This window comes from Paracoccus sp. BR5-17 (assembly GCF_055693925.1).
Genome location: NZ_JBVFUV010000003.1, coordinates 904,342 through 928,264, shown reverse-complemented (window position 1 = coordinate 928,264; position 23,923 = coordinate 904,342). Strand labels below are relative to the sequence as shown.

The 23,923-nt window shown below is 69.2% G+C and carries 15 protein-coding genes and 1 pseudogene; 8 read left to right on the top strand and 8 right to left on the bottom strand.

Features of this window, described 5'->3' with window-relative positions:
- Position 1 precedes the first annotated feature (1 nt).
- Complete coding sequence (locus ACZ1HC_RS05930) at positions 2-634, top strand: PqiC family protein (RefSeq protein WP_472699160.1); 633 nt, start codon at positions 2-4, stop codon at positions 632-634.
- A 63-nt stretch (positions 635-697) separates the two neighbouring features.
- Here the strand turns inward: ACZ1HC_RS05930 and ACZ1HC_RS05925 are convergent, their stop codons facing one another.
- The 3 genes from ACZ1HC_RS05925 to ACZ1HC_RS05915 all read right to left on the bottom strand — a co-directional run bounded on the left by ACZ1HC_RS05925 (position 698) and on the right by ACZ1HC_RS05915 (position 4,548).
- Entirely contained in the window at positions 698-1,477 is a 780-nt protein-coding gene (locus ACZ1HC_RS05925; protein ID WP_472699159.1) for an inositol monophosphatase family protein, read from the bottom strand.
- The gene (locus tag ACZ1HC_RS05920; RefSeq protein WP_472699158.1) at positions 1,464-2,813 is read right to left on the bottom strand and encodes a TldD/PmbA family protein; all 1,350 of its coding nucleotides are present in this window, start codon (positions 2,811-2,813) and stop codon (positions 1,464-1,466) included. The genes ACZ1HC_RS05925 and ACZ1HC_RS05920 overlap by 14 nt, the downstream gene beginning before the upstream one ends.
- A 70-nt stretch (positions 2,814-2,883) precedes the next feature.
- Entirely contained in the window at positions 2,884-4,548 is a 1,665-nt protein-coding gene (locus ACZ1HC_RS05915) for a DUF2125 domain-containing protein (RefSeq protein WP_472699157.1), read from the bottom strand.
- Positions 4,549-4,624: 76 nt separating this feature from the next.
- Between ACZ1HC_RS05915 and ACZ1HC_RS05910 the strand changes: the two genes are divergently transcribed.
- Entirely contained in the window at positions 4,625-5,239 is a 615-nt protein-coding gene (locus ACZ1HC_RS05910; RefSeq protein WP_472699156.1) for an enoyl-CoA hydratase/isomerase family protein, read from the top strand.
- A gap of 38 nt (positions 5,240-5,277) precedes the next feature.
- Here the strand turns inward: ACZ1HC_RS05910 and ACZ1HC_RS05905 are convergent, their stop codons facing one another.
- Positions 5,278-5,709 (bottom strand): hypothetical protein, encoded by a 432-nt coding sequence (locus tag ACZ1HC_RS05905; RefSeq protein WP_472699155.1) that lies wholly within the window; start codon positions 5,707-5,709, stop codon positions 5,278-5,280.
- 152 nt (positions 5,710-5,861) lie between these two features.
- Here ACZ1HC_RS05905 and ACZ1HC_RS05900 point away from each other — a divergent pair, with 152 nt between their 5' ends.
- From ACZ1HC_RS05900 to ACZ1HC_RS05885, 4 genes and pseudogenes are all read left to right on the top strand, one after another.
- A complete protein-coding gene (locus tag ACZ1HC_RS05900; RefSeq protein ID WP_472699154.1) occupies positions 5,862-6,788 on the top strand; it encodes a glucokinase in 927 nt (308 codons plus the stop codon).
- Positions 6,789-6,905: 117 nt separating this feature from the next.
- Positions 6,906-8,762: an autotransporter assembly complex protein TamA gene (locus ACZ1HC_RS05895; protein ID WP_472699153.1), complete on the top strand. Its 1,857-nt coding sequence runs from the start codon at positions 6,906-6,908 to the stop codon at positions 8,760-8,762.
- Positions 8,762-13,260, top strand: a pseudogene (locus tag ACZ1HC_RS05890) (translocation/assembly module TamB domain-containing protein). Before ACZ1HC_RS05895 ends, ACZ1HC_RS05890 begins: the two are co-directional and overlap by 1 nt.
- Before the next feature lie 114 nt (positions 13,261-13,374).
- Positions 13,375-14,631 carry a CAP domain-containing protein gene (locus tag ACZ1HC_RS05885; RefSeq protein ID WP_472699152.1) on the top strand — a complete coding sequence of 419 codons (1,257 nt, stop codon included), beginning with the start codon at positions 13,375-13,377 and terminating at the stop codon, positions 14,629-14,631.
- A 294-nt stretch (positions 14,632-14,925) separates the two neighbouring features.
- Here ACZ1HC_RS05885 and cysN read toward each other — a convergent pair whose 3' ends face one another.
- From cysN to ACZ1HC_RS05870, 3 genes are all read right to left on the bottom strand, one after another.
- Positions 14,926-16,839: a sulfate adenylyltransferase subunit CysN gene (gene cysN / locus ACZ1HC_RS05880; protein WP_472699151.1), complete on the bottom strand. Its 1,914-nt coding sequence runs from the start codon at positions 16,837-16,839 to the stop codon at positions 14,926-14,928.
- Positions 16,839-17,768 carry a sulfate adenylyltransferase subunit CysD gene (gene cysD, locus ACZ1HC_RS05875; protein ID WP_472699150.1) on the bottom strand — a complete coding sequence of 310 codons (930 nt, stop codon included), beginning with the start codon at positions 17,766-17,768 and terminating at the stop codon, positions 16,839-16,841. The genes cysN and cysD overlap by 1 nt, the downstream gene beginning before the upstream one ends.
- A 118-nt stretch (positions 17,769-17,886) precedes the next feature.
- Positions 17,887-19,137: an Hsp70 family protein gene (locus tag ACZ1HC_RS05870; RefSeq protein WP_472699149.1), complete on the bottom strand. Its 1,251-nt coding sequence runs from the start codon at positions 19,135-19,137 to the stop codon at positions 17,887-17,889.
- A 190-nt stretch (positions 19,138-19,327) separates the two neighbouring features.
- Between ACZ1HC_RS05870 and ACZ1HC_RS05865 the strand changes: the two genes are divergently transcribed.
- Both ACZ1HC_RS05865 and nhaA read left to right on the top strand, forming a co-directional pair.
- Positions 19,328-20,422, top strand: a complete 1,095-nt coding sequence (locus ACZ1HC_RS05865) for an AI-2E family transporter (RefSeq protein WP_472700790.1) — start codon at positions 19,328-19,330, stop codon at positions 20,420-20,422.
- A 114-nt stretch (positions 20,423-20,536) separates the two neighbouring features.
- On the top strand, positions 20,537-21,724 hold the full coding sequence (nhaA, locus tag ACZ1HC_RS05860) for a Na+/H+ antiporter NhaA (protein ID WP_472699148.1): 1,188 nt from the start codon (positions 20,537-20,539) through the stop codon (positions 21,722-21,724).
- Between the two features lie 24 nt (positions 21,725-21,748).
- On the opposite strand, the gene ACZ1HC_RS05855 is transcribed toward nhaA, so the two are convergent.
- The gene (locus tag ACZ1HC_RS05855; RefSeq protein WP_472699147.1) at positions 21,749-23,524 is read right to left on the bottom strand and encodes an SLC13 family permease; all 1,776 of its coding nucleotides are present in this window, start codon (positions 23,522-23,524) and stop codon (positions 21,749-21,751) included.
- Positions 23,525-23,923: the final 399 nt, after the last annotated feature.

Sequence of the window (23,923 nt, the reverse complement as noted above, 5' to 3'; positions counted from 1 at the left end):
CATGAACCACAGCCTGCCCCTTGCGCTTGCCTGCCTTGGCCTTCTGGGACTGTCCGCCTGTTCCGACCCCGAGGATACCGCGCGCTACATCATCGACCCGCCGGCCATCGGCGGACAGGTGCCCAACCGCCTGGGCAGCGCGGAACTCAAGGACGTGTCGCTGCCGGAATATGCCTCGGGGCAAGAGGTGTCGTTCCAGACCGCGGATGGCGCGGTGCGTTCGACCCCCGACAACGTCTGGGCCGACAACCCGCAGCGGGCCTTCACCCTGTCGCTGGCCCGGGCGATTTCCGATGCCTCGGGCGCGACCGTCATCGGCGAACCCTGGCCCCTGGCCGAGCCGCCGCAACGGGTGCTGGAGGTTCGCGTCGAAAGGGCCCTGGCCCAGGCCGACGGCATCTACCGCCTGCAGGGCCGATATTTCGTGGCCGACGAAGGCAGCGGCGCGGCCAATCACGTCCGCAGCTTCGACATCTCGGTGCCGATGGGCAGCACCGGCCCTGCGGCATCGGCGGCGGCGGCCTCCTCGGCCATCGCGCTGCTGGCGCGGCAGATCGCCACCCTCTCCGGCCCGGGCCGCACCATCGCCACCACCGCCCCCGCCGATCCCTTCGCCGCGGATCCGCTGTTCTGAGGGGAAACGGACCCGGCGGATGGGGGGACAGCGCGGATCGCAGGCGATCCGGCACGTCCCCGTCTAGGCCATCGCGGCGCGCAGTTCCCCGTGAAGCCGCGGTCCGGCGACCACCATGCCGTCGATCATGGCGCGGGGGCTGTTGAAGCGCATCGGCTGCCCGTGCCGATCGGTGGAAATTGCGCCCGCGCGTTCGGCGATCAGGCTGCCGGCAGCGATATCCCATTCCCAGACATGGCGCACCGACAGCGCCGCATCGAAGCGTCCCTCGGCCACCAGGCACAGCCGCCAGGCCAGCGAGGGACGGAATTCGCGGCGGAAGGGTGGCACCCGGCCGGCTTTCCAGTGTTCGGGATCGGTCGCTGATTTGTAGGTCAGCACCCGCGCCCCGCCGATCCCCGCCGCGCTGGGCCGCAGCGGGCGGCCGTTCAGCAGGGCGGGACCATCGGCATGGGCGGTGAAGGTCAGGTCCATCGCGGGCAGATGCACCACCGCGGCGATGATCCGGTCGCCCTCGGCCACCGCCAGCGAATGGGCAAAGCCCGCCTGCCCGGCGATGAAGGCGCGGGTGCCGTCGATGGGGTCGATGATGAAGCAGCGCCGGGCGTCCAGCCGGGACGCGTCGGCCTCGCTTTCCTCGGACAGCCAGCCATAGTCCGGCCGCGCCGCCATCAGCGTCCCCTGCAGCGCGTCGTTCACGGCCAGGTCGGCCTCGGTCACCGGGCCGGCGTCGTCGGGCTTGTCCCAGGACTTCGGATCCGCCTTCCAGAAGGACAGGGCGATCGGCCCCACCCGCCGCGCGGCCTGGGCCAGCAGGGCCAGATCCTCCTCAAGCGCCGGCAACGGTCATTCCCCGCACCAGAAGGCTTGGCACCTCAAGCGCCCGCCAGGGCAGGGCGTCGTCCGCGGCCTGCAGCGTCATCAGCATGTCCCGCAGATTGCCGGCGATGGTGCATTCATTGACCGGATAGGCGATCCTGCCACCTTCGACCCAGAAGCCCGCCGCGCCGCGGGAATAATCCCCGGTCGTCCCGTTGATCGAGGCGCCCAGCATCGAGGTCACAACCAGCCCGGTCCCCATCTCGGCGATCAGGTCGTCCTGGGTGGCCCGGCCCTGCGTCAGCATGACGTTGCTGTTGGTGGGCGAGGGGGCCGAGGACATGCCCCGCGCGGCGGATGCGGTGCTGTCCATCCCCAGCTTTCGCCCCGTCGCCAGATCCAGCGTCCAGCCTTGCAGCACGCCGCCTTCGACGATCCGGCGCGCGCGCGTGGCCAGCCCCTCGGCATCGAAGGGCCGGGACGAGGGATAGCGCGGGCGCAGCGGATCCTCGATGAGGTCGAAGCCCTCGGGCAGGACGGGCTGGCGCAGGTCCTTGCGCAGCCAGCTCGCGCCGCGCGCGACGGCGCTGCCGTTGACCGCCGACAGCAGATGGCCGATCAGGGACGATGACACGCGCCGGTCATAGAGGATCGGGAAGGCGCCAGTGGGCGGCTTTCTGGATCCGGCCCGCGCCAGCGTCCGTTCGGCGGCCAGCCGGCCGATGTCCTCGGGGGCGGGCAGATCCTCGGCCCAGACGCGGGATTCGCCCGCATAGTCGCGTTCCATCCCCAGACCTTCGCCGGTGATGGCGACGGCGGAGACGGCATGGGTGGTGCGGCCGTAGCCGCCCGAAAACCCGTTCGAGGCCGCAAGCCACAGGAAACGGCGGCTGAACCCGGCATTGGCGGATTCGACCTGGCTGATGCCGGGCATGTCGCGCGCCGCAGCCTCGGCCCGCAGCGCCAGATCCTGAAGGTGATCGGGCGAAGGGTCCGGCCGGTCGTCGGCGATCTGCAACCCCCGGGCGTCGCGCTGCCGGGCAAGCTGGCCGGGATCGGCAAGGCCCAGGCTGTCGTCCACGGGCGCCTCGCGCGCCATGGCGACGGCGCGTTCGGCCATCTCGGCGATGGTGGCGGGGCTGTGATCGGACGCCGAGACGCAGGCTTGCCGGCCGCCGACCAGCACGCGCAGCCCGATCTCGACGCCTTCGGCCCGGTCGGCCTGTTCCAGCGTGCCGCCGCGCATGTCGATGCTGATCGACTGGCCGCTGCTGGTCAGAGCATCGGCCGCATCCGCCCCCGCCCGCCGCGCCGCATCGACCAGCTGTTCGGCCAGCGACTGCAAATCCACGGGTGACATCGGCTGCTCTCCTTGCTGCGAACGAAAAAGGCCGGGACCGCGGCCCCGGCCAAGGCCGTTTCGGCCCTGTCTATCGAATCTGCTGGCCGTTGGCGAAGATCCGGCCGCCTTCGCGGAACTCGATTTCCGTGGTCAGCCGGTCGGGGTTGTCCTGGTCGGGCTGGGCGAACATCGCCAGCATCATCCGCAAGCCCATCGCCTGCTGTTCGGGGACAAGGCCCATGGCCACGACCTTGTCCATCAGCCCGTTGATGCCTTCGAAGGTGCCGTTCAGCGTGCCCACCGGCTGGTCGGGGTTGTCCCCGAACTCCAGGGTGCCGGTGATGTCCGCCTTGGCGCCCACCGCGTCAAGCGCCACCCGGTTCACGGTCAGCGTGTCCGGAACCAGCGGGTTTTCCGCCATGGGCATCCCGTTCGCATCCGTCTGCACCGAGGGCTGGGCGGGATCGAACAGGTTCTGGTTCAGGATCACGTCGCCGGAAAGATCGACGGTCAGGCTGGCCGGTTCGCGCGGCAGCTGGTTCTGCGGGTCGAACAGGTTCCAGACCCCCTCGCCGAAGGTCAGGCCCTGCAGGGCGTAGGCAAAGTTGAAGGGCTGCGGCGCCTCGCCGCGGGCCACCGGGATCAGCATGTCGGCCGAGATCCGCTCGACCCCATAGCTGATCGGGAAGGGAAGGCTGCCCAGGGCGACTTCGGCCTTGGCGTCCGCGCTGCCGGCCTTGTAGGCCATGCCCTGTTCCGACAGGCTGAAGGACAGGTCGCTGGCGCCGGTCGCGAAGCTGCCTTTGGCGGTCTGGTCCTCGCCGCTGTCGTCCTTGCCGGCCAGATCGAAGCTGCCCTCCAGGCTCTGGAAGGTCAGCGCGCTGTCCAGGTTCAGGCCCGCGGCCAGGGCCTCGGTCATCTGAGTGCCCAGGTCGAAGGGCTGGCCCGGCGTGGTGCCGGTGCCCTGGCCGGCCAGATCGGTCATCGCCACTTGGAAGTTCATGGTGCCGCCGCCGGCGCCGGTCTGGTCGCCGGGCATGGTGGCCGCGACCTGCATCTCGGCCCGGGCAGCCTTCATGTCGTAGGTCGCCTGAACCCCGTCCCCCGCCGGGACGCTGCGCTGCGAGCCGGTCAGGTCGGTGATCGTCCCGGTCACCGGAATCGTCGTGTCCCGGCCGGGTTCGGTGGGCAGGGTGAAGTCGAAGGCCAGCGTCGGATAGCGATATTCGTACAGCATCTCCTCGGGCGTGCCCGAGACGACCGTCTCGTTGCCGGGCGCGCTGATCGTGCCGGTCATGGTCATCTCGACCATCTCGAGGGCTTCGGCGCCCTGGGCTTCGGCACCCTCGGCTTCGGTGCCCGGCGCGTCGGGCGCGGCCTCGGGCGCCGCCTGGGGCGCGGGCTCAGCGCCTTCGGCGGTCGCCTCGGGTTCGGCGGGGGCGGGGACGCTGAAGCGGCTGTCCACCGCCACGTCGCCCTCGATCACCACGCGGACCTTGGCGTCGCCGGTCTGCTGGAAGGTCATCTGGGGCACGGTCAGGGTGCTGTTGCCGCCCTCGCCGGTTCTTGAAAAGACGGCGTCGGTGACGGTCAGCGTGCCGCCCGCGTCCTCGACCGTTCCGGTCACCTGATAGCCGTAATTGGCGCTGGAGTTCTGCAGGTTCTCCCAGACCTGGGCGGGCGTGACGTCCGCCAGGATGGGACCCGCGCCAAGAATCAGCGCCAGGGCAGAGGTTGCAAGGGGGCGGACCATGCCGAAGACCTTTCGGAAAAACGTTGCTTGTGGGATTTGTGGCACAGTGTCCCCCGGACTCCAAGGGAGCAATCGCGTGATCCATCTTGTGATCGAGGACGGTCTTGCCACCGTCACCATCGACCGGCCCGCCAAGGCCAATTCCCTGACGGCCGAGATGCTGGATGATCTGGCCGCAGCCTTCGACCGCGTCGGGGCATCCGGCTGCCGGGCGGCGGTGCTGACCGGGACGGGCCGGGTCTTTTCCGCCGGGGCCGATCTGGAACAGGCCCGCGCCGGGCTGGCGCTGTCGCCGCAATGGGAGCGGCTGTCGGGCCTTATCGCCGCGCTGCCCTGCCTGACCATCGCGGCGCTGAACGGCACGCTGGCAGGGGGCGCCTTCGGCATGGCATTGGCCTGCGATCTGCGCATCGCCGTCCCCGAGGCCCGGTTCTTCTATCCGGTAATGCGGCTGGGCTTTTTGCCGCAGCCTTCCGATCCGCCGCGCCTGTCGCGGCTGGTGGGGCCGGCGCGGGCCAAGATGATCCTGATGGCCGGCCAGCGGATCGACGCGCCCGAGGCGCTGGCCTGGGGTCTGATCGACCGCATCATCCCAACCGCGGATCTGGCAGGCGCCGCCCGGGCGCTGGCGGCCGACGCCCTGTCCGCGGACCCCGCCCATGTGGCGGCGATGAAGGCGATGGTGGTCTGAACCGGAAGGGACGCCGCGCCCGGGTGGGCCCGGCGCGGTCAGCGCAGCCCGGCAGTCTGGTAATAGATATCGACGTCGCGGGCCTGGTCATAGCCGATGCCCGAGGCGATGATGCAGCTTGTGTCGTCGCCGCGCGGCGCCACCAGGGTCCAAGTGCCCATCTGCGCGGAGGCCCAAAGCTCGGTCGCGGCATGGCCGTCGCCCTGGACCGGGGCCTCGTTGAAGTCGTGGCGCAGGGTCTGCCCGATCTCGGCGTCCGGGGCGCAATAGGGTTGGTCGCCCACCGCCATGTCCGAGGTGGGCAGATCCTCGGCCTGTTCCAGCAGGGTGGCGGCATCGACGCCGGCCATGGCGGACCAGGCCTGCACCGGCTGGTCGGGGCGGGTCGCGGAAACGGCTGGCATGGCCATCAGCGCCGCGACGCTGCCAGCCAATCCCAGGCGGACGATGCGGGTTGCGATGGGGGACATGGCGGGGCCTTTCTGGTGTGTTTGCTGGGGAAAAACGTCCGGCCGGGGCAAGGGTTCCCATATTTGCCGCCGGCCGGCGTTGCGCCGCTGCGCGAAACCGGCAATTCTGCCGCGTTGTAAGCGGCTGAGGCGACAGGAAGGACGGTCCCCGAATGGCGATACTACTGGGCGATGTAGGGGGCACGAACGCCCGTCTTGCCCTGGCACGAAACGGCATCATCGACCCGCAGTCGGTGACGCGGTTCCGGGGCGACGACCACGACAGCTTCGACGAGGTGGTGCGCCTGTTCCTGCAGGAACAGGACCAGCCGCGCATCAGCGCGGTCTGCGTGGCGGTGGCGGGTCCGGTCAGCAACGGCCGGGCGCGGCTGACCAACCGCCCCTGGGACTTTTCTGAAGAAGGGCTGGCCCGCCTGACCGACGCCGATCACGTCCGGCTCATCAACGACCTGACCGCGATGGGCTATGCCACGCCGGTGCTGTCGGGCGACGGGCTGGCCACCCTGCGCAGCGCGCCGCCCGACCGTCCGCGCAATGGCCAGTCGCTGGTCGTGAACCTGGGCACCGGCTTCAACGTCTGCGCCGTCCGCCGCCTGCCGGGCGGGGCGATCACCGCGCTCGAGGCCGAGGAAGGCCATACCAATCTGCCCGCCAACATCTATCTGCGCCTGCTCAACGCCGTGGGACCCGAGGCGATCAAGGGCTTCGTCTCGACCGAGGAGGCCTTCGCGGGGCGCGGGCTGTCGCGCCTGCACGCGGCGCTGACCGGCACGGTGCCGGTGCCGGGGGAACAGATCGACCGCGCGGCGGATGCGGGCGAACCGGTCGCCAATGCCACCTATGACCTGTTCACCGACCTGGTCGGCCTTCTCTGCCGGGAACTGGCGCTGCGCTTCATGCCGATGGAGGGGATGTTCCTGGCGGGCAGCGTCGGGCGCAGCATCTCGGACCGGATGGCACGGTTCGAGCCGTCCTTCCTGGCCGAGCCCTATATGCGCCACATCCCCGAAAACACGCCGATCTTCCTGATCCGCGACGACATGGCGGCGCTGCAGGGCTGCCTGGCGGCGCTGTCCTGACGGCAACAAGGCCGGCGGAAACCCGTCGGCCGTCGGCCGTCCTGCGGATGAATCGCTTGGATTCGGCAGGGCGTCCTGTTCATATGGGCGCAAAGCAAGAACACACGGGGCGGGACGATGCGGGCATATCTTCGGGCGGCGCTTGTGGCATCCACCGTGATGGGCCTGGGGGGCATGGCCTGGGCGCAGTCGTCGAACCCCTTTTCGGGGCTGTTCGGCGGCGGGCAGGACGATGGCCCGGTGGATCTGCAATTCCGTATCCAGGGCGCCGACGACCTTGAACAGCCGCTGCGCAACGGCTCGCTGATCGCCAGCACGCTGTCCGAGAACCGCACCACCGGCCAGGACGTGCTGGCCGCGGCGCGCAGCGATTACGCCCGGATCCTGGGCGATCTTTACGAGCGGGGCTATTACTCGGCGGTCATCAACATCACCCTCGACGGGGTCGAGGCGGCCGGGATCGCCCCCCTGGACGCCCCCGAAACCGTGCGCCAGGTGGTCGTCAGCGTCCAGGCCGGGCCGCGCTTCCGCTTCTCGCGCGCGGCGATCGCGCCGCTGGCGCCGGGGACCGAACTGCCCGAGGAATACCGGCAGGGAGAGATCGCGGGCACCGGAACGATCCGCGGCGCGGCCCGCGCCGGCGTGACGGGCTGGCGCGAGGTGGGCCACGCCAAGGCCGAGGTGGGTGGCCAGCAGATCGTCGCCGACCACAATGCCAACAGCGTGGACAGCCGGATCGACCTGGCGCCCGGCCCCTCGGTCACCTTCGGGCGGCTGAACATGCGCGGCTACGACCGCCTGAACCCGCGCCGGCTGCACAAGATCGCCGGCCTGCCCGAGGGCGAGCGCTTCGATCCTGACGAGGTCGAGGACGTCCGGGAGCGCCTGCGCCGGTCGGGCGTCTTTTCCGCCATCACCCTGGAAGAGGCCGAGACGCTGAACCCCGACGGCAGCATGGACATCAACCTGACGGTCGTCGAACAGAAGCCGCGCCGGATCGGCACCGGCTTCGAGATTTCCTCTACCGACGGGGCCATGCTGTCGGCCTACTGGATGCACCGCAACCTGCTGGGCGGGGGCGAACGCCTGCGGATCGAGGGCGAGGTCAAGGACATCGGCTCGGATACCAGCGGCCGGGACGACCGCATCACCCTGCGCATCGACCGCCCCGCCACCCTGACCCCCGACACCACCGCCTATGTCCTGACCAGCCTCTCGCGGATGCGCGAGGAGGATTATGACGAGGACATCGGCATCGTCGGGCTGGGCTTCAACTATATCTACAGCGACCGCTTCACCTTCGACACCGCGGTCCAGTACCAGTTCTCGCGCGTCTATGACGAGGGCGGGCAGGAAACCGACTTCAAGGTTCTGGCCCTGCCCAGCAGCGTCATGTGGGACGCCCGCGACGACGAGAACAACGCCCGACGCGGCTATTACCTGCAGGGCGAGGCGACCCCCTTCAAGGGCTTCGACGGCACCGGCTCGGGCATCCGGCTGCAGGGCGAGGGCCGCGCCTTCCATTCCCTGGGGCGCGACGACCGCTTCACCCTGGCCGGCCGCGCCCGCCTGGGCAGCGTCCTGGGAAGCGAGATCCAGGACACGCCGCGCAACTATCTGTTCTTCTCGGGCGGGGGCGGCAGCGTGCGCGGCCAGCCCTATCAGTCGCTGGGCGTCGAGGAGATCACCGGCCCCGAAGGGCCCATCAAGACCGGCGGCATGAGCATCGCGATCCTGTCGACCGAGGTCCGCTGGCAGGTCCTCGGAAGGATCGGCCTTGTGGCCTTTGCCGATTACGGCCAGGTCTGGGCGGAGGACGGCTGGAACGGCGGCAGCGACTGGCACTCGGGGGCGGGGATCGGCGTTCGCTACGCCACGCCCATCGGGCCGCTGCGCTTCGACGTGGGCGGGCCGACCGGCGGGGACACCGGCGAGGGCGTGCAACTGTATCTTGGACTGGGGCAGGCATTCTGATGAAGGCGGGGCTGATGCGCACACTCTGGCTGATCCTATTCGCCGTCCTGTTCCCGATGGGGGTGATGGCGCAGGGCCTGGCCGAGATCGCCCGCCAAGAGGACGACGACCGGGGGTTCCTCACCGGGATCCTGGAACGCAGCCTGTCGGGCGCGGGCCGCGAGGTGGTGATCGACGGGTTCGAGGGCGCGCTGTCGTCGCGCGCCACCTTCGATCGCATCACCATCGCGGACCGCAACGGCGTCTGGCTGACGCTGAACGACGGCGCGATCCAGTGGAACCGCTCGGCCCTGCTGCGCGGCCGCATCGAGATCGCCGAGATGTCGGCGCGCGAGATCCTGCTGCCCCGCCTGCCGGTGGGCGAGGAACAGGCCCCGACCGCCGAGGCGCCGGAATTCGAATTCGCGCTTCCAGAGCTGCCGGTGGCGATCAACATCGCCCAGATCCGGGCCGAGCGGGTCGAGCTTGGCGAACCGGTGATCGGCCTGGCCGCCGCGATCTCGCTGAGCGGCGCCATGAGCCTGGAAGCCGGAGAGGGCCAAGCGCAACTGGCGATCCAGCGTCTGGACGGGCCGCGCGGCAGCTTCAACCTGGATGCGGGCTTTTCCAACCAGACGCAGGTGCTGCGCGTGAACCTGACGCTGGAGGAGGCCGCCAACGGGCTGCTGGTCAACCTCATCGACCTTTATGACAAGCCTTCGGTCGTGGCGGAAATCCGCGGCGAGGGGCAGATCCGCGATTTCGGCGTCGATATCCGCCTGGCGACCGACGGGCTGCCGCGCGTCACCGGCCGGGTCAGCGCGTCGCCGGCGCCGGATGCGGCGGGCAATCCCGGCACCAGCTTCGCGCTGCAACTGGGCGGCGACGTGGCCTCGCTGCTGCCGCCGCAGGACCGCGGCTTCTTCGGCGACCAGGTCCAGCTTCGCGCCGAGGGCTGGCGGGGCGAGGACGGGCGGCTGCAGATCCCCACCCTGAACCTTGTGACCGAGGCGCTGTCGCTGGACGGATCGCTGGCCGTCAACGCCCAGGGCGCGCCGCAGAACGCCGAACTGCTGATCGCGCTGGGATCGGATGCGGGTGCCGACCAGGTGCCGGTGGCGCTGCCCTTCGTGGCGCAGGACGCCACGGTGGAATCGGGACGGCTGGAACTGCTGTACGACGCAGCCGAAGGGCAGGGATGGACCCTGGCCGGGCGCGTGGGCGCGCTGGATCTGGGCGATGTGCGGCTCGGGTCGCTGGAACTGGACGGGTCGGGCGCGGTGGTGCTGGATCAGGGCAGCCTTGCCTCGCTCAGCGGCGCCATCCGCTTCGCCACCCGGCAGATGGTCTTTGTCGATCCGGGCCTGGCACAGGCCATCGGCCCGCAGATCACCGGCAGCACCACCTTCGACTTCAGCCCCGGCAACGTGGTCGAATTCACCGATCTGACCATTACCGGTCCCGATTACGGGCTGGACGGGCTGGTGCTGCTATCGGGCCTGCGCAGCGGCTTCGTGCTGTCGGTCGATGCCGATGCGCGCCACGAGGACCTGTCCCGCCTTTCGACCCTGGCCGGGCGGGACGTGCAGGGCCGCGCGGATGCCAGCCTGAGCGGCTATTACCGCTTCCTGAACCGCAGCTTCGACATCGACGCCAGCGTGACGGGCACCGACATCGCGGTGGACCAGCCGCAACTGGACCGCCTGCTGGAGGGCCGGTCCACCATCACCCTGGACGCCCGTCGCGACGAGACGGGGATCGAGATCTCGGATCTCTCGGTCAATGCCCAGCGGCTGACGGCCCGGGCGCAGGGCTATGTCAACAGCCTGTCCAGCGACGTGACCGCGACGGTGTCCATGCCGTCGCTGCAGGACGCGGATCCCGATTTCTCGGGCGCGCTGCAGGCCGAGGCCAAGCTGTCGGGTGGCGCGGGTTCGCGGCAACTGACCGTCAGCGGCGAAGCCGAGGACCTGCGCATCGGCATCGAGGCCCTGGACAACGCCCTCGAGGGCCAGACCACCCTGACCGTTCTGGCCGCGGAGACGCCGCAGGGCTACGCGGTCGAGGTGTTCCGCCTTGCCAATCCGCAGATCCGCGCCGAAGGCCAGGGCAGCTTTGCCGCGGGCGCGCTTGACGCGGCGCTGGATCTGTCGGTGCCCGACCTGTCGGCGATCCGCGCCGGCTGGACCGGCGGCTTCGACGCCATGGCCCGGCTGACCGAGGAGGACGGCACCCGCTTCATCGACCTGACGGGATCGGGCGAGAACCTGTCCTTCGGCGTCCAGAACGCCGATGCCGCGATGACCGGCACCACGCGCCTGCGGCTTCAGGCCGAGGAACGGGACGGCACCATCACCCTGCGCGACCTGGATCTGGTGAACGACCAGATCAACGCCACCGCGCAGGGGGTCTATGGCCCCGGCGTCACCGACATCGCGGCTCAGGTCCGGGTGGCGTCGCTGGCGCCCTTCGGCCCCGGCTGGCGCGGCGCCCTGGACGTGTCGGGCAGCCTGCGCGAGACCGGCGAGGGCGGCCGCCGGCTGGAGGTCACCGGCACCGGCCAGGATCTGTCCTTCGGCCAGGCGCAGATGGACGGCGCGCTGGCCGGCGAGACGCGGCTGGCGGTGACGGGAACCGAACGCGGCGGCGTCTTCGCGATCGAGCAGGCGCGGATCGAGAACCCGCGCCTCGATGTCTCGGCCAGCGGCACTGTCGGCGGCGGGCAGACGGATGTGACGGCGCAGCTTGATGCCGAGGATCTGCGTTTCCTGGGCAACGGCATCAGCGGCGCGCTGGAAGCCGAGGCCCGGCTGGTCCAGGAGGGCACGTCGCGCCGCCTCACCGCGACGGGCACCGCCTCGGGGCTGTCGCTGGGCCAGCCCCGGCTGGACCCGCTGCTGCGCGGGCAGACCCGCTTCGACCTGGCGGCCACGCAGGCGCCGGCGGGCATTTCGGTGCAGCGGCTGGACGTCGAGAACCCGCAGCTTCGGATCCAGGCCGACGGGGACACCGCCAGCGGCATGAACCTGACCGCCCGGCTGTCCGACCTGGGCCTGATTCAGCCCGAGTTTCCGGGCCCGGTCGACGTCACCGGCACCATCCGCGAAGAGGGCCAGTCCTTCGTCCTGGATCTGGGCGCCACGGCGCCGGGCAGCACGCAGCTGCAGGCTTCGGGCAGCGTGGCGCGGGATTTCTCGACCATGAACCTGGCGATCACCGGCAGCAGCGACGCCTCGATCGCCAACCCCATCATCCGCACCCGCAGCATCGAGGGGCCGCTGTCGCTGGACCTGACCGTGAACGGCCCGCCATCGCTGCAGTCGGTCAGCGGCCGCGTGCAGCTGAGCGATGGCCGCATCGTCGATCCCGGCGTCGGCATCCGGCTGGAGGACGTGGACGCCACGGCGGATCTTGCCGGCGGCCGAATCGGCCTGGAGGCCAGCGCCGATGTCGATGCGGGCGGCAGCGTGCGGGTCAGCGGCCCCATCGACCTGCAGGCGGGCACGCTGGATCTGACGATCCTTCTGGACCGGGTGATCGCGCGCGACCCGAATCTGTACGAGACCGAAATCAGCGGCACCCTGCGCATGTCCGGCCGCAACGCCGACGGCCCGCTGATCTCGGGGACGATCAACCTGGGCGAGACCGAGATCCGCATCCCCTCGGCCGGGATCGGCGGCGCCGGGGTGATCCCCGACATCAACCATGTGGGCGACACGCGGCCGGTCCGCTCCACCCGCGCCAAGGCCGGGCTGGAGGGCTATCCCAGCGAGGCCGCGCGCGAGGCCGGCATGGCCGGGCCGCCCTCGACACCGCCCTCGGCCCCGCCGCGGCTGGATCTGGTCATCAACGCGCCGAACCAGGTCTTCGTGCGCGGGCGCGGCGTCGATGCGGAACTGGGCGGGTCGCTGCAGGTCCAGGGCACGACGCGCAACGCGATCCCGATCGGCTTTCTGGAACTGATCCGGGGCCGGGTGGACCTGCTGGGCCGCCGCTTCGACCTGAGCGAGGGGCTGGTCGAACTGCAGGGCAGCCTGATCCCGGTGATCCGCCTGGTGGCCCAGACCGACAACGACGGCATCACCACCCGCATCATCATCGACGGCGAGGTGCGCGACCCCGAGATCACCTTTGAATCCTCGCCCCCCTGCCCGAGGAGGAGGTCCTGTCGCAACTGCTGTTCGGACGCGGGCTGAACGACATCAGCCCCCTGCAGGCGGCCCAGCTGGCCAACGCCATCGCCGTCCTGGCCGGCCGCGGCGGCGAGGGGATCATCGGCACCCTGCGCAACGAGGTGGGGCTGGACGACTTGGATCTGGCGACCGACGACGACGGGAACGTGCAGGTCCGGGCAGGCAAGTATCTGTCGGACAACCTCTATACCGATGTCTCGGTGGGGGCGGATGGGCAAAGCACGCTGAACCTGAACCTGGACGTCACCGATTCCCTGACCGCGCGCGGCTCGGTCGGGTCCGAGGGCGGCAGCACGCTGGGCATCTATTTCGAACGCGACTACTAGACCCCGCGGCGGTTCGTGCCCGCCCCGGAACCTGACAGGCCGTGATGCACCGAATATCAGATGCGTCCGGCACCCTTTCGTGCTATGGTTGAAAAACTTCTATGATGGATGCCCATGTCATTTGCCACTGCCGATGAACGCTATTTCGCCCGGCTCATCAACGAGTCCCGCCGGGACGTGGGGCTGGCGCCCCTGGCCCTGGAACGGCGCCTGAACGATTCAGCCGACCGGCACAACCGCTGGCTGCTGGACACCGACCGGTTTTCCCACACCGGCGAGGGCGGATCATCCTCGCGCCAGCGGATCGAGGCCGCGGGGGTGGATCTGTCCGGCCGGTGGACCACGGCGGAAAATTTGGCCTATGTCAGCATCCGGGGCAAAAGCGACCTGCGCGACGAGATCCGCCAGTTGCACCAGAACCTGATGGACAGCCCCGGCCATTACGCCAACATCATCCGCGATGTGTCCTATGTCGGGATCGGCCTGCAGACCGGGACGATGCGGATCGACGGCCGGGACTATCTGGTGCTGATGGCGACGCAGAATTTTGCGAAGACCGACAGCCCGGTGTCGCTTGACAGGGGGACGTTCCCGCGGGTCGCGCCACCCGTGCCGGACGATGCCCTGCAAAGCCGCGCCGACTGGCTTGACGCGGCCTCGGGCGTCAATCGGGATGCGTCCCGTCCCACGGCGGGGACCGACGATCTGGGCCTGAGCCTGCGCAGCGACAGCCTGCGCGCCGGCGCGGGCGATGACTGGGTCGCCGGCGGGGGCGGTCACGACCGCCTGCTGGGCGAGGACGGCAACGACCGGCTGATCGGGGGCCTGGGCTTCGATACGCTGGAAGGCGGGCTGGGGGTGGACACGCTGCAGGGTGGCCAGGGCAACGACCGGCTGTCGGGGCAGGGGAACGACGACATCCTGCGCGGCGAGGCCGGCCATGACACCCTGGCCGGCGGCTGGGGCGACGACTGGCTGCGCGGCGGCCAGGGCATGGATCTGCTGAGCGGCGATGACGGCGACGACTGGTTGCTGGGCGACGTGGGGAACGACACGCTGAGGGGCGGATCCGGCGACGACAGCCTGCAGGGGGGCCGGGGCAGGGACGTCCTGAACGGCGGGGCGGGTGCTGACACCTTCATCTTCGCCAGGGGCGACGGTTCGGACACCATCCAAGGCTTTCAGCACGACAGCGACCGTCTGCTGATCGCCCGCGATCTGCTGGACGATAATGCGATCGCCTTCATCCGCGATCACATGACCAGGACGGGCAGCGACGTGGTGATCGACCTGGGGGCAGGCGACCGGCTGGTGATCCGCGAAGCCGGGCTTACCGCGGCCGAACTGGCCGACGACATCTTCGCCTATTGAGGGAGGGATCAGCGCCGAGGTTCTTCATGATATGAAAATGCCCGCCGGCCAGGGCGGGCTCAATCATTAATCTATTGCAATCCAGCAAGTCACTACGCGGCTATAACCCCTTCACCGGCAACGGGTTCCGTGACCGGAACTGAAAAAGTCACGTTAACCATCTTTTCGCCGACGACGCCGCGGCGGCGCGGTGGAACCGGTGTCGCCGCAGAAATCCGCCTGCCGTGGCGCGGGCAGGGCGCGGGCTCCGGCGGCAGGGCCCGCCGGACTTTCGCCTTTCAGCCGAGGGCGCCGTCAGCCCTGCGACAGGATCGCCTCGATGACCCTGTCGGCGGCCTCCTCGGCGGTCAGCGCCACGGTGTTGACCACCAGTTCGGCCTGCTCGGGCGCCTCGTACGGGCTGTCGATGCCGGTGAAGTTCTTCAACTGCCCCGACCGCGCCTTCCGGTAGAGGCCCTTCACGTCGCGCGCCTCGGCCACCTCCAGGGGCGTGTCCACATAGACCTCGAAGAACTCGCCCGGCGCCATCATGTCGCGGACCATGCGCCGTTCCGCCCGGAAGGGCGAGATGAAGGCCGTCAGCACGATCAGCCCGGCATCGGTCATCAGGCGCGCGACCTCGCCCACGCGGCGGATGTTCTCGACCCGGTCGGCATCGGTGAAGCCCAGGTCGCGGTTCAGCCCGTGGCGCACGTTGTCGCCGTCCAGAAGGAAGGTGTGCTTGCCCATCGCGTGCAGCTTGCGTTCGACGATGTTGGCGATGGTGGACTTGCCCGACCCCGACAGCCCGGTGAACCAGACCACGCGCGCGCGCTGGTTCTTCTGGGCGGCGTGGGCCTCGCGGTTCACGTCGGTCGCCTGCCAGTGGATGTTCTGCGACCGGCGCAGCGCGAAATGCAGCATCCCGGCGGCGATGGTGGCGTTGGTCATCCGGTCGATCAGGATGAAGCCGCCCAGGTCGGGATTGTCGGCATACGCCTCGAACGGCACCGGCCGGTCGGTCGAGATGTTGACCACGCCGATGGCGTTCAGGCCCAGCGTCTTGCTGGCCAGATGCTCCATCGTGTTGACGTTCACCTCGTATTTCGGCTCGGTGATGGTGGCGCTGACGGTCTGGGTGCCGATCTTCAGCAGATAGGGCCGGCCCGGCAGCATTTCCTGTTCCGACATCCAGACCAGCGTCGCCTCGAACTGGTCGGCGACCTCGCAGGGGGCATCGGCGCGGGCGATGACGTCCCCGCGCGAACAGTCGATCTCGTCGGCGAAGGTCAGGGTGACGGACTGGCCCGCAACCGCCTGGGGCAGGTCGCCGTCGAAGGTCGCGATGGACCTGACCGTGGTGGTCTTGCCCGAGGGCAGGACCCGGACCGCATCGCCCGGATGCACCGCGCCGGCGCTGATCTGGCCCGCGAAGCCGCGGAAGTCCTGATGCGGGCGGTTCACCCACTGCACCGCCATGCGGAAGGGCGCGTCCTGCATCCGGGTGTCGCTGATGGGCGCGTCCTCGAGATGGCCCAGCAGGGTCGGTCCCTGATACCAGGGCGTTTCGGGGCTTCTGGAAACGATGTTGTCGCCTTTCAGCCCGGAAATCGGGATCGGCAGGAAGCTGTCCATGCCGATCTGCCGGGCGAAATGCGAATAATCGGCAACGATCTCGTAGAAGCGTTCGGCCGAATAGCCGACCAGATCCATCTTGTTGACCGCCAGCACGATGTTCCTGATGCCCAGCAGGTTCACCAGATAGCTGTGGCGCCGCGTCTGGGTCAGCACGCCCTGGCGCGCGTCGATCAGGATCACCGCCAGATCGGCGGTGGATGCGCCCGTGACCATGTTGCGGGTATATTGTTCATGCCCCGGCGTGTCGGCGACGATGAACTTGCGCTTGTCGGTGGCGAAGAAGCGATAGGCCACGTCGATGGTGATGCCCTGTTCGCGTTCCGCGGCCAGGCCGTCGACCAGCAGGGCGAAGTCGATCTCTCCGCCCTGGGTGCCCGACACCTTGCTGTCGGCCTCCAGCGAGGCCAGCTGATCCTCGAAGATCATCTTGCTGTCGTACAGAAGACGGCCGATCAGCGTCGACTTGCCGTCATCGACCGATCCGCAGGTGATGAAGCGCAGCATGGTCTTGTGCTGGTGCTTCAGCAGATAGGCGTCGATGTCCTGGGCGATCAGCGCATCGGTGACGTAGACGGGATCCTGGGCGGTCATCAGAAATACCCTTCCTGCTTCTTCTTTTCCATCGAGGCGGCCTGATCCTTGTCGATGGCGCGGCCCTGGCGTTCCGAGGTGGTGGTCAGCAGCATTTCCTGGATCACCTCGGGCAGGGTGCGGGCATCCGATTCCACCGCCCCCGTCAGCGGATAGCAGCCCAGCGTGCGGAACCGCACCGACCGCATCTGCGGCACCTCGCCGTCGCGCAGCGGGAAGCGGTCGTCATCGACCATGATCAGCAGCCCGTCGCGTTCCACCACCGGGCGCGGCTCGCTGAAATACAGCGGCACGATCTCGATGCCCTCCAGGTGGATGTATTGCCAGATGTCCAGCTCGGTCCAGTTGGACAGCGGGAAGACGCGGATCGATTCGTCGCGAGCCTTGCGGGTGTTGTACAGCTTCCACAACTCGGGACGCTGGTTCTTGGGGTCCCAGCGGTGGTTGGCGGACCGGAAGGAAAAGATCCGCTCCTTGGCGCGGGACTTTTCCTCGTCGCGGCGGGCGCCGCCGAAGGCCACGTCGAAACCGTGTGCCGTCAGCGCCTGTTTCAGCCCTTCGGTCTTCCACATGTCGGTGTGCAGCGGGCCGTGGTCGAAGGGATTGATGCCCTGGGCCTTGGCCTCGGGGTTCTGGTGGACGATCAGATCCATGCCCGCCGCCTTGGCGGCGCGGTCGCGCAGTTCGTACATCGCCCGGAACTTCCAGGTCGTGTCCACGTGCAGCAGCGGGAACGGCGGCGGGGCGGGGAAGAACGCCTTGCGCGCCAGATGCAGCATGCAGGCGGAATCCTTGCCCACCGAATACAGCATCACCGGGTTCTCGGCATTGGCCACCACCTCGCGCATGATGTGGATGCTTTCGGATTCCAGCCGCTGCAGATGCGTCAGCGTCGCGGGCGCGATCGCGGTGTCGGAAAGGCTGTTCATGGCGTCGACTCTCGATTCGTCGTGGCGGCGGGGTGAGGATCCGGCCCCGCTATCCTTCAGCGCGGCGGATTATGCAAGTTCGCTGCCGGGAAAAACCCGCGTTTCCCGGCTTTGCTGGTTAACCGGAACAGGGTTCCGCGCCCGTCGCCAGGGCCAGGCCGTCCGCCACGGCGGTGAAAGCCTCGGATCGGTGCAGCCGCGCCAGGGGCATCGTCCGGGCAACCAGATCCGCAACCAGCCCCATCAGGCTCGAGCCGCCGACCAGCACCACGTCGCCCAGGTCTTGGGCCGACAGCCCCGCCCGGTCCAGCACCTCAGCCAGGGCGGCCTTCAGCTCGGCCTCATGGGCCTGCAGGGCGGCGCCCAGGCTGGCCGCGCTGACCGGGGCCGAAAGGCCGGGCTCGATGAAGCCCATCTCGATGCGCCCGGGCTCTGCCCCGCCGTTGGCGGCGATCTTGCCGCGTTCGACGGAAAAGGCCAGATCGTGCCCCAGTTCCCCCGTCAGCAGCGTTTCCAGCCGTTCCAGGCGCGCGGGCTGCGCCGCAAGCCGGACCATCTGCCGGACCATCCTGCGGTTCTCGGGCGTATAGACGAAGGGGATATGCGCCCAGCTGGCCAGATCGGCATAGATCGCGTTGGGCACCGGCAGCAGCCCCGGCCCCATCTCGCGGCGCAGTTGCGACCCCAGGCCCAGCAGCGGCATCGCATGGCTCAGCGAGATCGCCTTGTCGAAGTCGGTCCCGCCCAGCCTTATGCCGTGGCTGGCCAGGATCCGCAGCCCCTCGGCCTCGCCGCGATACACCGAGAAGTCCGAGGTACCACCGCCGATGTCCACGATCAGCCCCGTGCGGCCGCTGGTGCCCATGCCGTGACAGGCCAGGGCCGCGGCCTCCGGTTCGGGCATGAAGCCCACCCGGCCGAAACCCGCCGCGTGATAGCAGGCGCGCAGGTCGTCGCAGGCGGCGGCGTCGCGGGCGGGATCGGGGTGGAAGCGGACCGGGCGGCCCGACAGGACGCCCGTCCAGCTCTGGCCGGTCGCGGCCTCGGCCCGCTGGCGCAGCCGGGTCAGGAAGGCCGTCACCACGTCAAGAAGCGTCCGCCGCCGGCCGCCGATCAGCCGGGATTCCCGCGCAAGCGCCGTGCCCAGCACGCTTTTGAACGCGCGCATGTACCGGCCTTCCTCGCCGGCGATCAGCGCCTGGCCTGCCGCCTGGCCCAGGCGCATCTCTCCGCCCCGGGCGGGAAAGAACACCGCCGTCGGCAACGTGTCCGCGCCCGCCTCGACGGGCAGGCGCCGGACGCGGCCCTTGTCCAGCACCGCGACGGCGGTGTTCGAGGTTCCGAAGTCGATGGCAAGCGTGCGGGTCATGGGGGCTCCGGCGGGGGCGGGGTCCGCCCGGCTAGCCGATGCGACCGCAAGCCGCAAGCGCCGCGTCCGGGCGGCTCCGAAAGAACGGTTGACGCGGCGATCAACAATGCAACAGTCAGGGGCAGGCGGAACACCCCAAGGCAGGCGCGCGCGCATGAACGACCCACAGCAGGCAACGCCTCGGCCCCAGATGGCGGTGCAGGACGATCCGGTGGCGCCGTTTCCGCTGATCAGCGACATTTCGGCGGCCCGCTGGCTTCTGGTCTTCATCATCGCCGCCGCGATCTATTTCTTTCACGGCTTCCTGGTCCCGGTGCTGGCCGCCACGATCATCGCCTTCGCCAGCTGGCCGCTGTCGCGCAGCGTGCAGCGCGGGCTGGGGATCGACCGCACCGCCACCGCGGCGCTGTTCGTGCTGGTGATCGTGCTGTTTCTGGTGGTGCCGGTCACGCTGGCGCTGCTCTATGCCTTCCGGGAACTGCAGCAGTGGATCTACTGGGTGTTCGAGGTGAACGCCAACGGCGCGCCCGCGCCCGCCTGGATGACCGCCCTGCCCCGGATCGGCGACTGGATCGACGAACAGTGGACCCGCCATATCGGCCAGCCGGGCGCCATCGCCGAACTGGTGCAGCTGACCAGCGGCAACACCATCGCCTCGATCTATCGCAGCGTGCTGGCGGCGGGCAACCTGGCCTTCCATCTGGCGCTGAACCTGCTGTTCATGCTGATCGCGCTGTTCGTGTTCTATCGCGACGGCCACAAGATCGCCGGCCAGATCGACGTCGTGGGCGCGCGCATCCTGCCGCGCCGCTGGGAACGGCTGTCGCGCGTCGTGCCGCTGACGATCAGCGCCACCGTCACCGGCATGACCCTGATCGCCATCGGCGAGGGCGTGGTTCTGGGCATCGCCTACTGGGTGGCGGGGGTGCCGTCCCCCGTGACGCTGGGGGTCATCACCGGCATCATGGCGCTGATCCCCGGCGGCGCGCCGCTGTGCTTCACGCTGGTGTCGATCTACCTGGTGGCCAGCGGGTCGCCGCTGGCGGGCGTCCTGCTGTTCCTGTGGGGAACGGTCGAGCTGTTCATCGTGGACAAGACCATCCGCCCGGTGCTGGTCGGCGGGCCGGTCAAGATGCCCTTCCTGCCGACGTTCTTCGGCCTGGTCGGCGGCGTCAAGACCATGGGCATCGTCGGGCTGTTCGTGGGGCCGGTGCTGATGGCCCTGCTGGTCGCCATCTGGCGCGAATGGCTGCGCGAGATCAGGAACCATTCCGGGCCCTCTTGATCGGCGGACTTCGTTGCATATGATCCGGGCTCATGGCGTGTGCTGCGTGCGCCCAGGGGCCACCCCCTGACTACGGAGACTGGTCGCAACCGTTTCTGACAAAGGGGGCTGTCAATGGCAGGTCTTATCAAGAACACCATCCGCCGGTTTCTGGACAACGAGGCGTCGGGGGGAATCCTTCTGATGGCCTCGGCCGCGCTGGCGCTGATCGTCGCCAACTCGCCTTGGTCCGAGGGCTATTTCCACGCGCTCCACGTCTATCTGGGGCCGCTCTCGGTCGCCCACTGGATCAACGACGCGCTGATGGCGGTGTTCTTCCTGATGGTGGGCCTGGAAATCAAGCGCGAGATGGTGGACGGCCATCTGTCGTCCTGGTCCCGGCGCATCCTGCCCGGCGCGGCCGCGGCGGCAGGCATGGCCGTGCCCGCGCTGGTCTATCTGTTCTTCACTGCGGGCACCGGGGCCACGCATGGCTGGGCCATCCCGTCGGCCACGGACATCGCCTTCGCGCTGGGGGTCATCTCGCTGCTGGGATCGCGGGTGCCCACCTCGCTCAAGGTGTTCCTGGCGGCGCTGGCGATCATCGACGACCTGGGCGCGGTGGTGGTGATCGGGCTGTTCTACACGACCGGCCTCTCGCCGGCCGATCTGGGGATCGCCGCGCTGATCCTTGCCGGGCTGATCGGGCTGAACCGCGCCGGCGTCATGCGGCTGTGGCCCTATCTGGCCTTGGGCGCGGTGCTGTGGTTCTTCGTCTGGCGATCCGGGATCCACGCGACCATCGCCGGCGTTCTTCTGGCGCTGACGGTCCCGCTGAAGCGGACCCCGGCCACGCCCGAAGCGCGGCCGTCCGAAAGTCCGCTGCACCGTCTGGAACATGCGCTGATCGTGCCGGTGGCCTATTTCATTGTCCCGATCTTCGGCTTTGCCAATGCCGGGGTCAGCTTCGCGGGCCTGGGAATGGATGCGCTGCTGGCACCCGTGACCCTGGGCGTGGCCGCCGGTCTTTCCATCGGCAAGCTGGTGGGGATCTTCGGCGCGGTGACGATCCTGGTCAAGCTGGACTGGGCCGACCTGCCCGTGGGGGCAAGCTGGATGCAGATGCTGGGCACCGCGCTTCTGTGCGGGATCGGCTTCACCATGAGCCTGTTCATCTCGCTTCTGGCCTTCGACGAGCCGCTGCTGCAGGACGAGGCCAAGATCGGTATCCTGATGGGGTCGTTCATCGCCGGCATCGCAGGCTACACCATCCTGCGCTTCGCCAAGCGCGAGGCGCCGCGCCGCGCCGCCGCGGCCGAATGACCGCCTTGACGGTCCGGCCGGTTCTCAGACCGGCCAGACCGTCAGGATCAGCGGCACCCCGGTCAGGACGACCAGGATCGACAGGGGCAGTCCCAGCCGCGGATAATCGCTGAAGCGATAGCCCCCCGGTCCCATCACCAGCGTGTTGCACTGATGCCCGATGGGGGTCAGGAAGTCGCAGCCCGCGCCCACCGCCACCGCCATCAGGAAGGCCTCGGGCGCATAGCCCAGGGTGCCCGCGAAGGTGACGCCGATGGGCGCCATGACCAGGACGGTGGCGGCGTTGTTCAGGAAGGGCGTCACCGCCATCGCCGCCACCATGATCAGCGCCACCGCCCCCCAGACCGGCATCCCGGTTGCCACGGCCGACAGCCAGGCGCCGATCAGGTCGGTGCCGCCGGTGGTCCGCAGGGCCTCGCTGACCGGGATCAGCGCGCCCAGCATGATGAGCAGCGGCCATTCCACCGCGTCGTATGCCGCTTCCGGGCTGATCGCGCCGGACAGGATCATCAGCACCGCCGCGCCGAAGAAGGCGATGGCGACGGGCACCAGCCCCGCCGCGGTCAGCCCCATCGCCGCGGCCAGGATCAGGATCGGCATCAGTTCCTTCCTGACGCTGCCCAGCCGCAGGCTGCGCTCGGCCAGCGGCAGCAGGCCCAGCGACCGGATCCGTTCGGGCAGGATCTCGACCGGTCCCTGCAGCAGCAGGACATCCCCCGCCTGCAGCCGGGTCCGCGACAGCCGCTCGGTCATGCGGTGGCCGGACCGCGAGATGGCCAGCAGGCTGACGCCCTGTTCGTCGAACAGCCGGATGCTGCCGACGCTCTTGCCGACCAGGGTCGAGGTGGCGGTCGTCACCGCCTCGATCACGCCGATCTTGCTGGGGGGCAGCTCCAGCCGCGAGGCCGTGTCGTGCCGGGTCATGGTCAGCCCGCCCTTGGCGACGGCGCGTTCCAGGCCGTCCGGCTCGCCCCGCAGCAGCAGGATGTCGCCTTCCTGGATCACCGTATCGAACAGCACCACCTTGCGCCGCTCGCCCCCTCGGATCAGGCCGGTGACGGTAATTTCGCCATCGACGAGGCCGATCAGCCCGCCGACGGTCATCCCGGCGGCGGCCGCGCCTTCGGGAACCGCCGCCTCGGTGTTGTAGTCGCTGATCCTCACCGCCTCGCCCAGCGAGGCGGTGGCGCGGCGGTCGGCCGGCAGCAGCCGCCAGCCGAACATCAGGAAGGTCACCCCCACCGCCGACAGTCCCAGGCCCACCGGGGCGAAATCGAACATGCCGAAGGGCTGGCCGGTCATTTCCTGCCTGACGCCCGAGACGATGATGTTGGGCGAGGTGCCGACCAGCGTGATCAGCCCGCCCAGAAGCGACCCGAAGGACATGGGCATCAGGTACAGCGACGGCGACTGCCCGGACTTGCGCGCCATCTTCAGCGCCGCCGGCATCAGCATCGCCAGGGCGCCGATGTTCTTGACCAGCGACGACAGCAGCGTGACCGTGCCGACCAGCACCAGAAGCTGCACCCCCATCGTGGTCAGCTTGCGCACCAGCCATCGCAGAACCGCCTCGATGATGCCCGACCGCGACACGGCGGCGCTGACCACCAGGGCGCTGCCCACGATGATGACGATGTCGTCGGAAAAGCCGGTGAAGGCGTCATCCGGCGACACCGTCCCGGCCAGCAGCGACGCCAGCAGCGCCAGCATGGCCACGACGTCGTAACGAAGCCTGCCCCAGATGAACAACACCATCATCGCGCCGACGATGGCGAAGGCAAGCGTCTGCTGTAAGGTCATGGAAAGCCCTTCTTCTGCCCCTTGCAGCGAAGGGAACAACCGCAGAACCGCCGGCCCGGGGAAATGGTTGCGGGATCGGAGGCCGGTGAAGAAAGATTCTTCCCGCACCGACCGCCGGCACCGTGTTCCGGCCATCCGGTGCCGCCCGACGGGCAGCAGCATCATCGGCCGCCCTCGCCTGGCCCCTGGCGCGAACCCCGCAGCGCCATGTTGTTGACCAAATCAGTTTAGTTTATCCAGAGGCGATCAGGAGAAGGCCCCGCCATGTCCCATCTGCGCAGCCATCGCAATTCCGGCACCATCCCGCGCGGCTCGGGCGCGGCCGCGGCGGCGGTGAAAGCCCGCGCCGCCGCCTGGGAGGTCCCGGTCGAGGATACCGTCGAACGGCTCAGCCTGTTC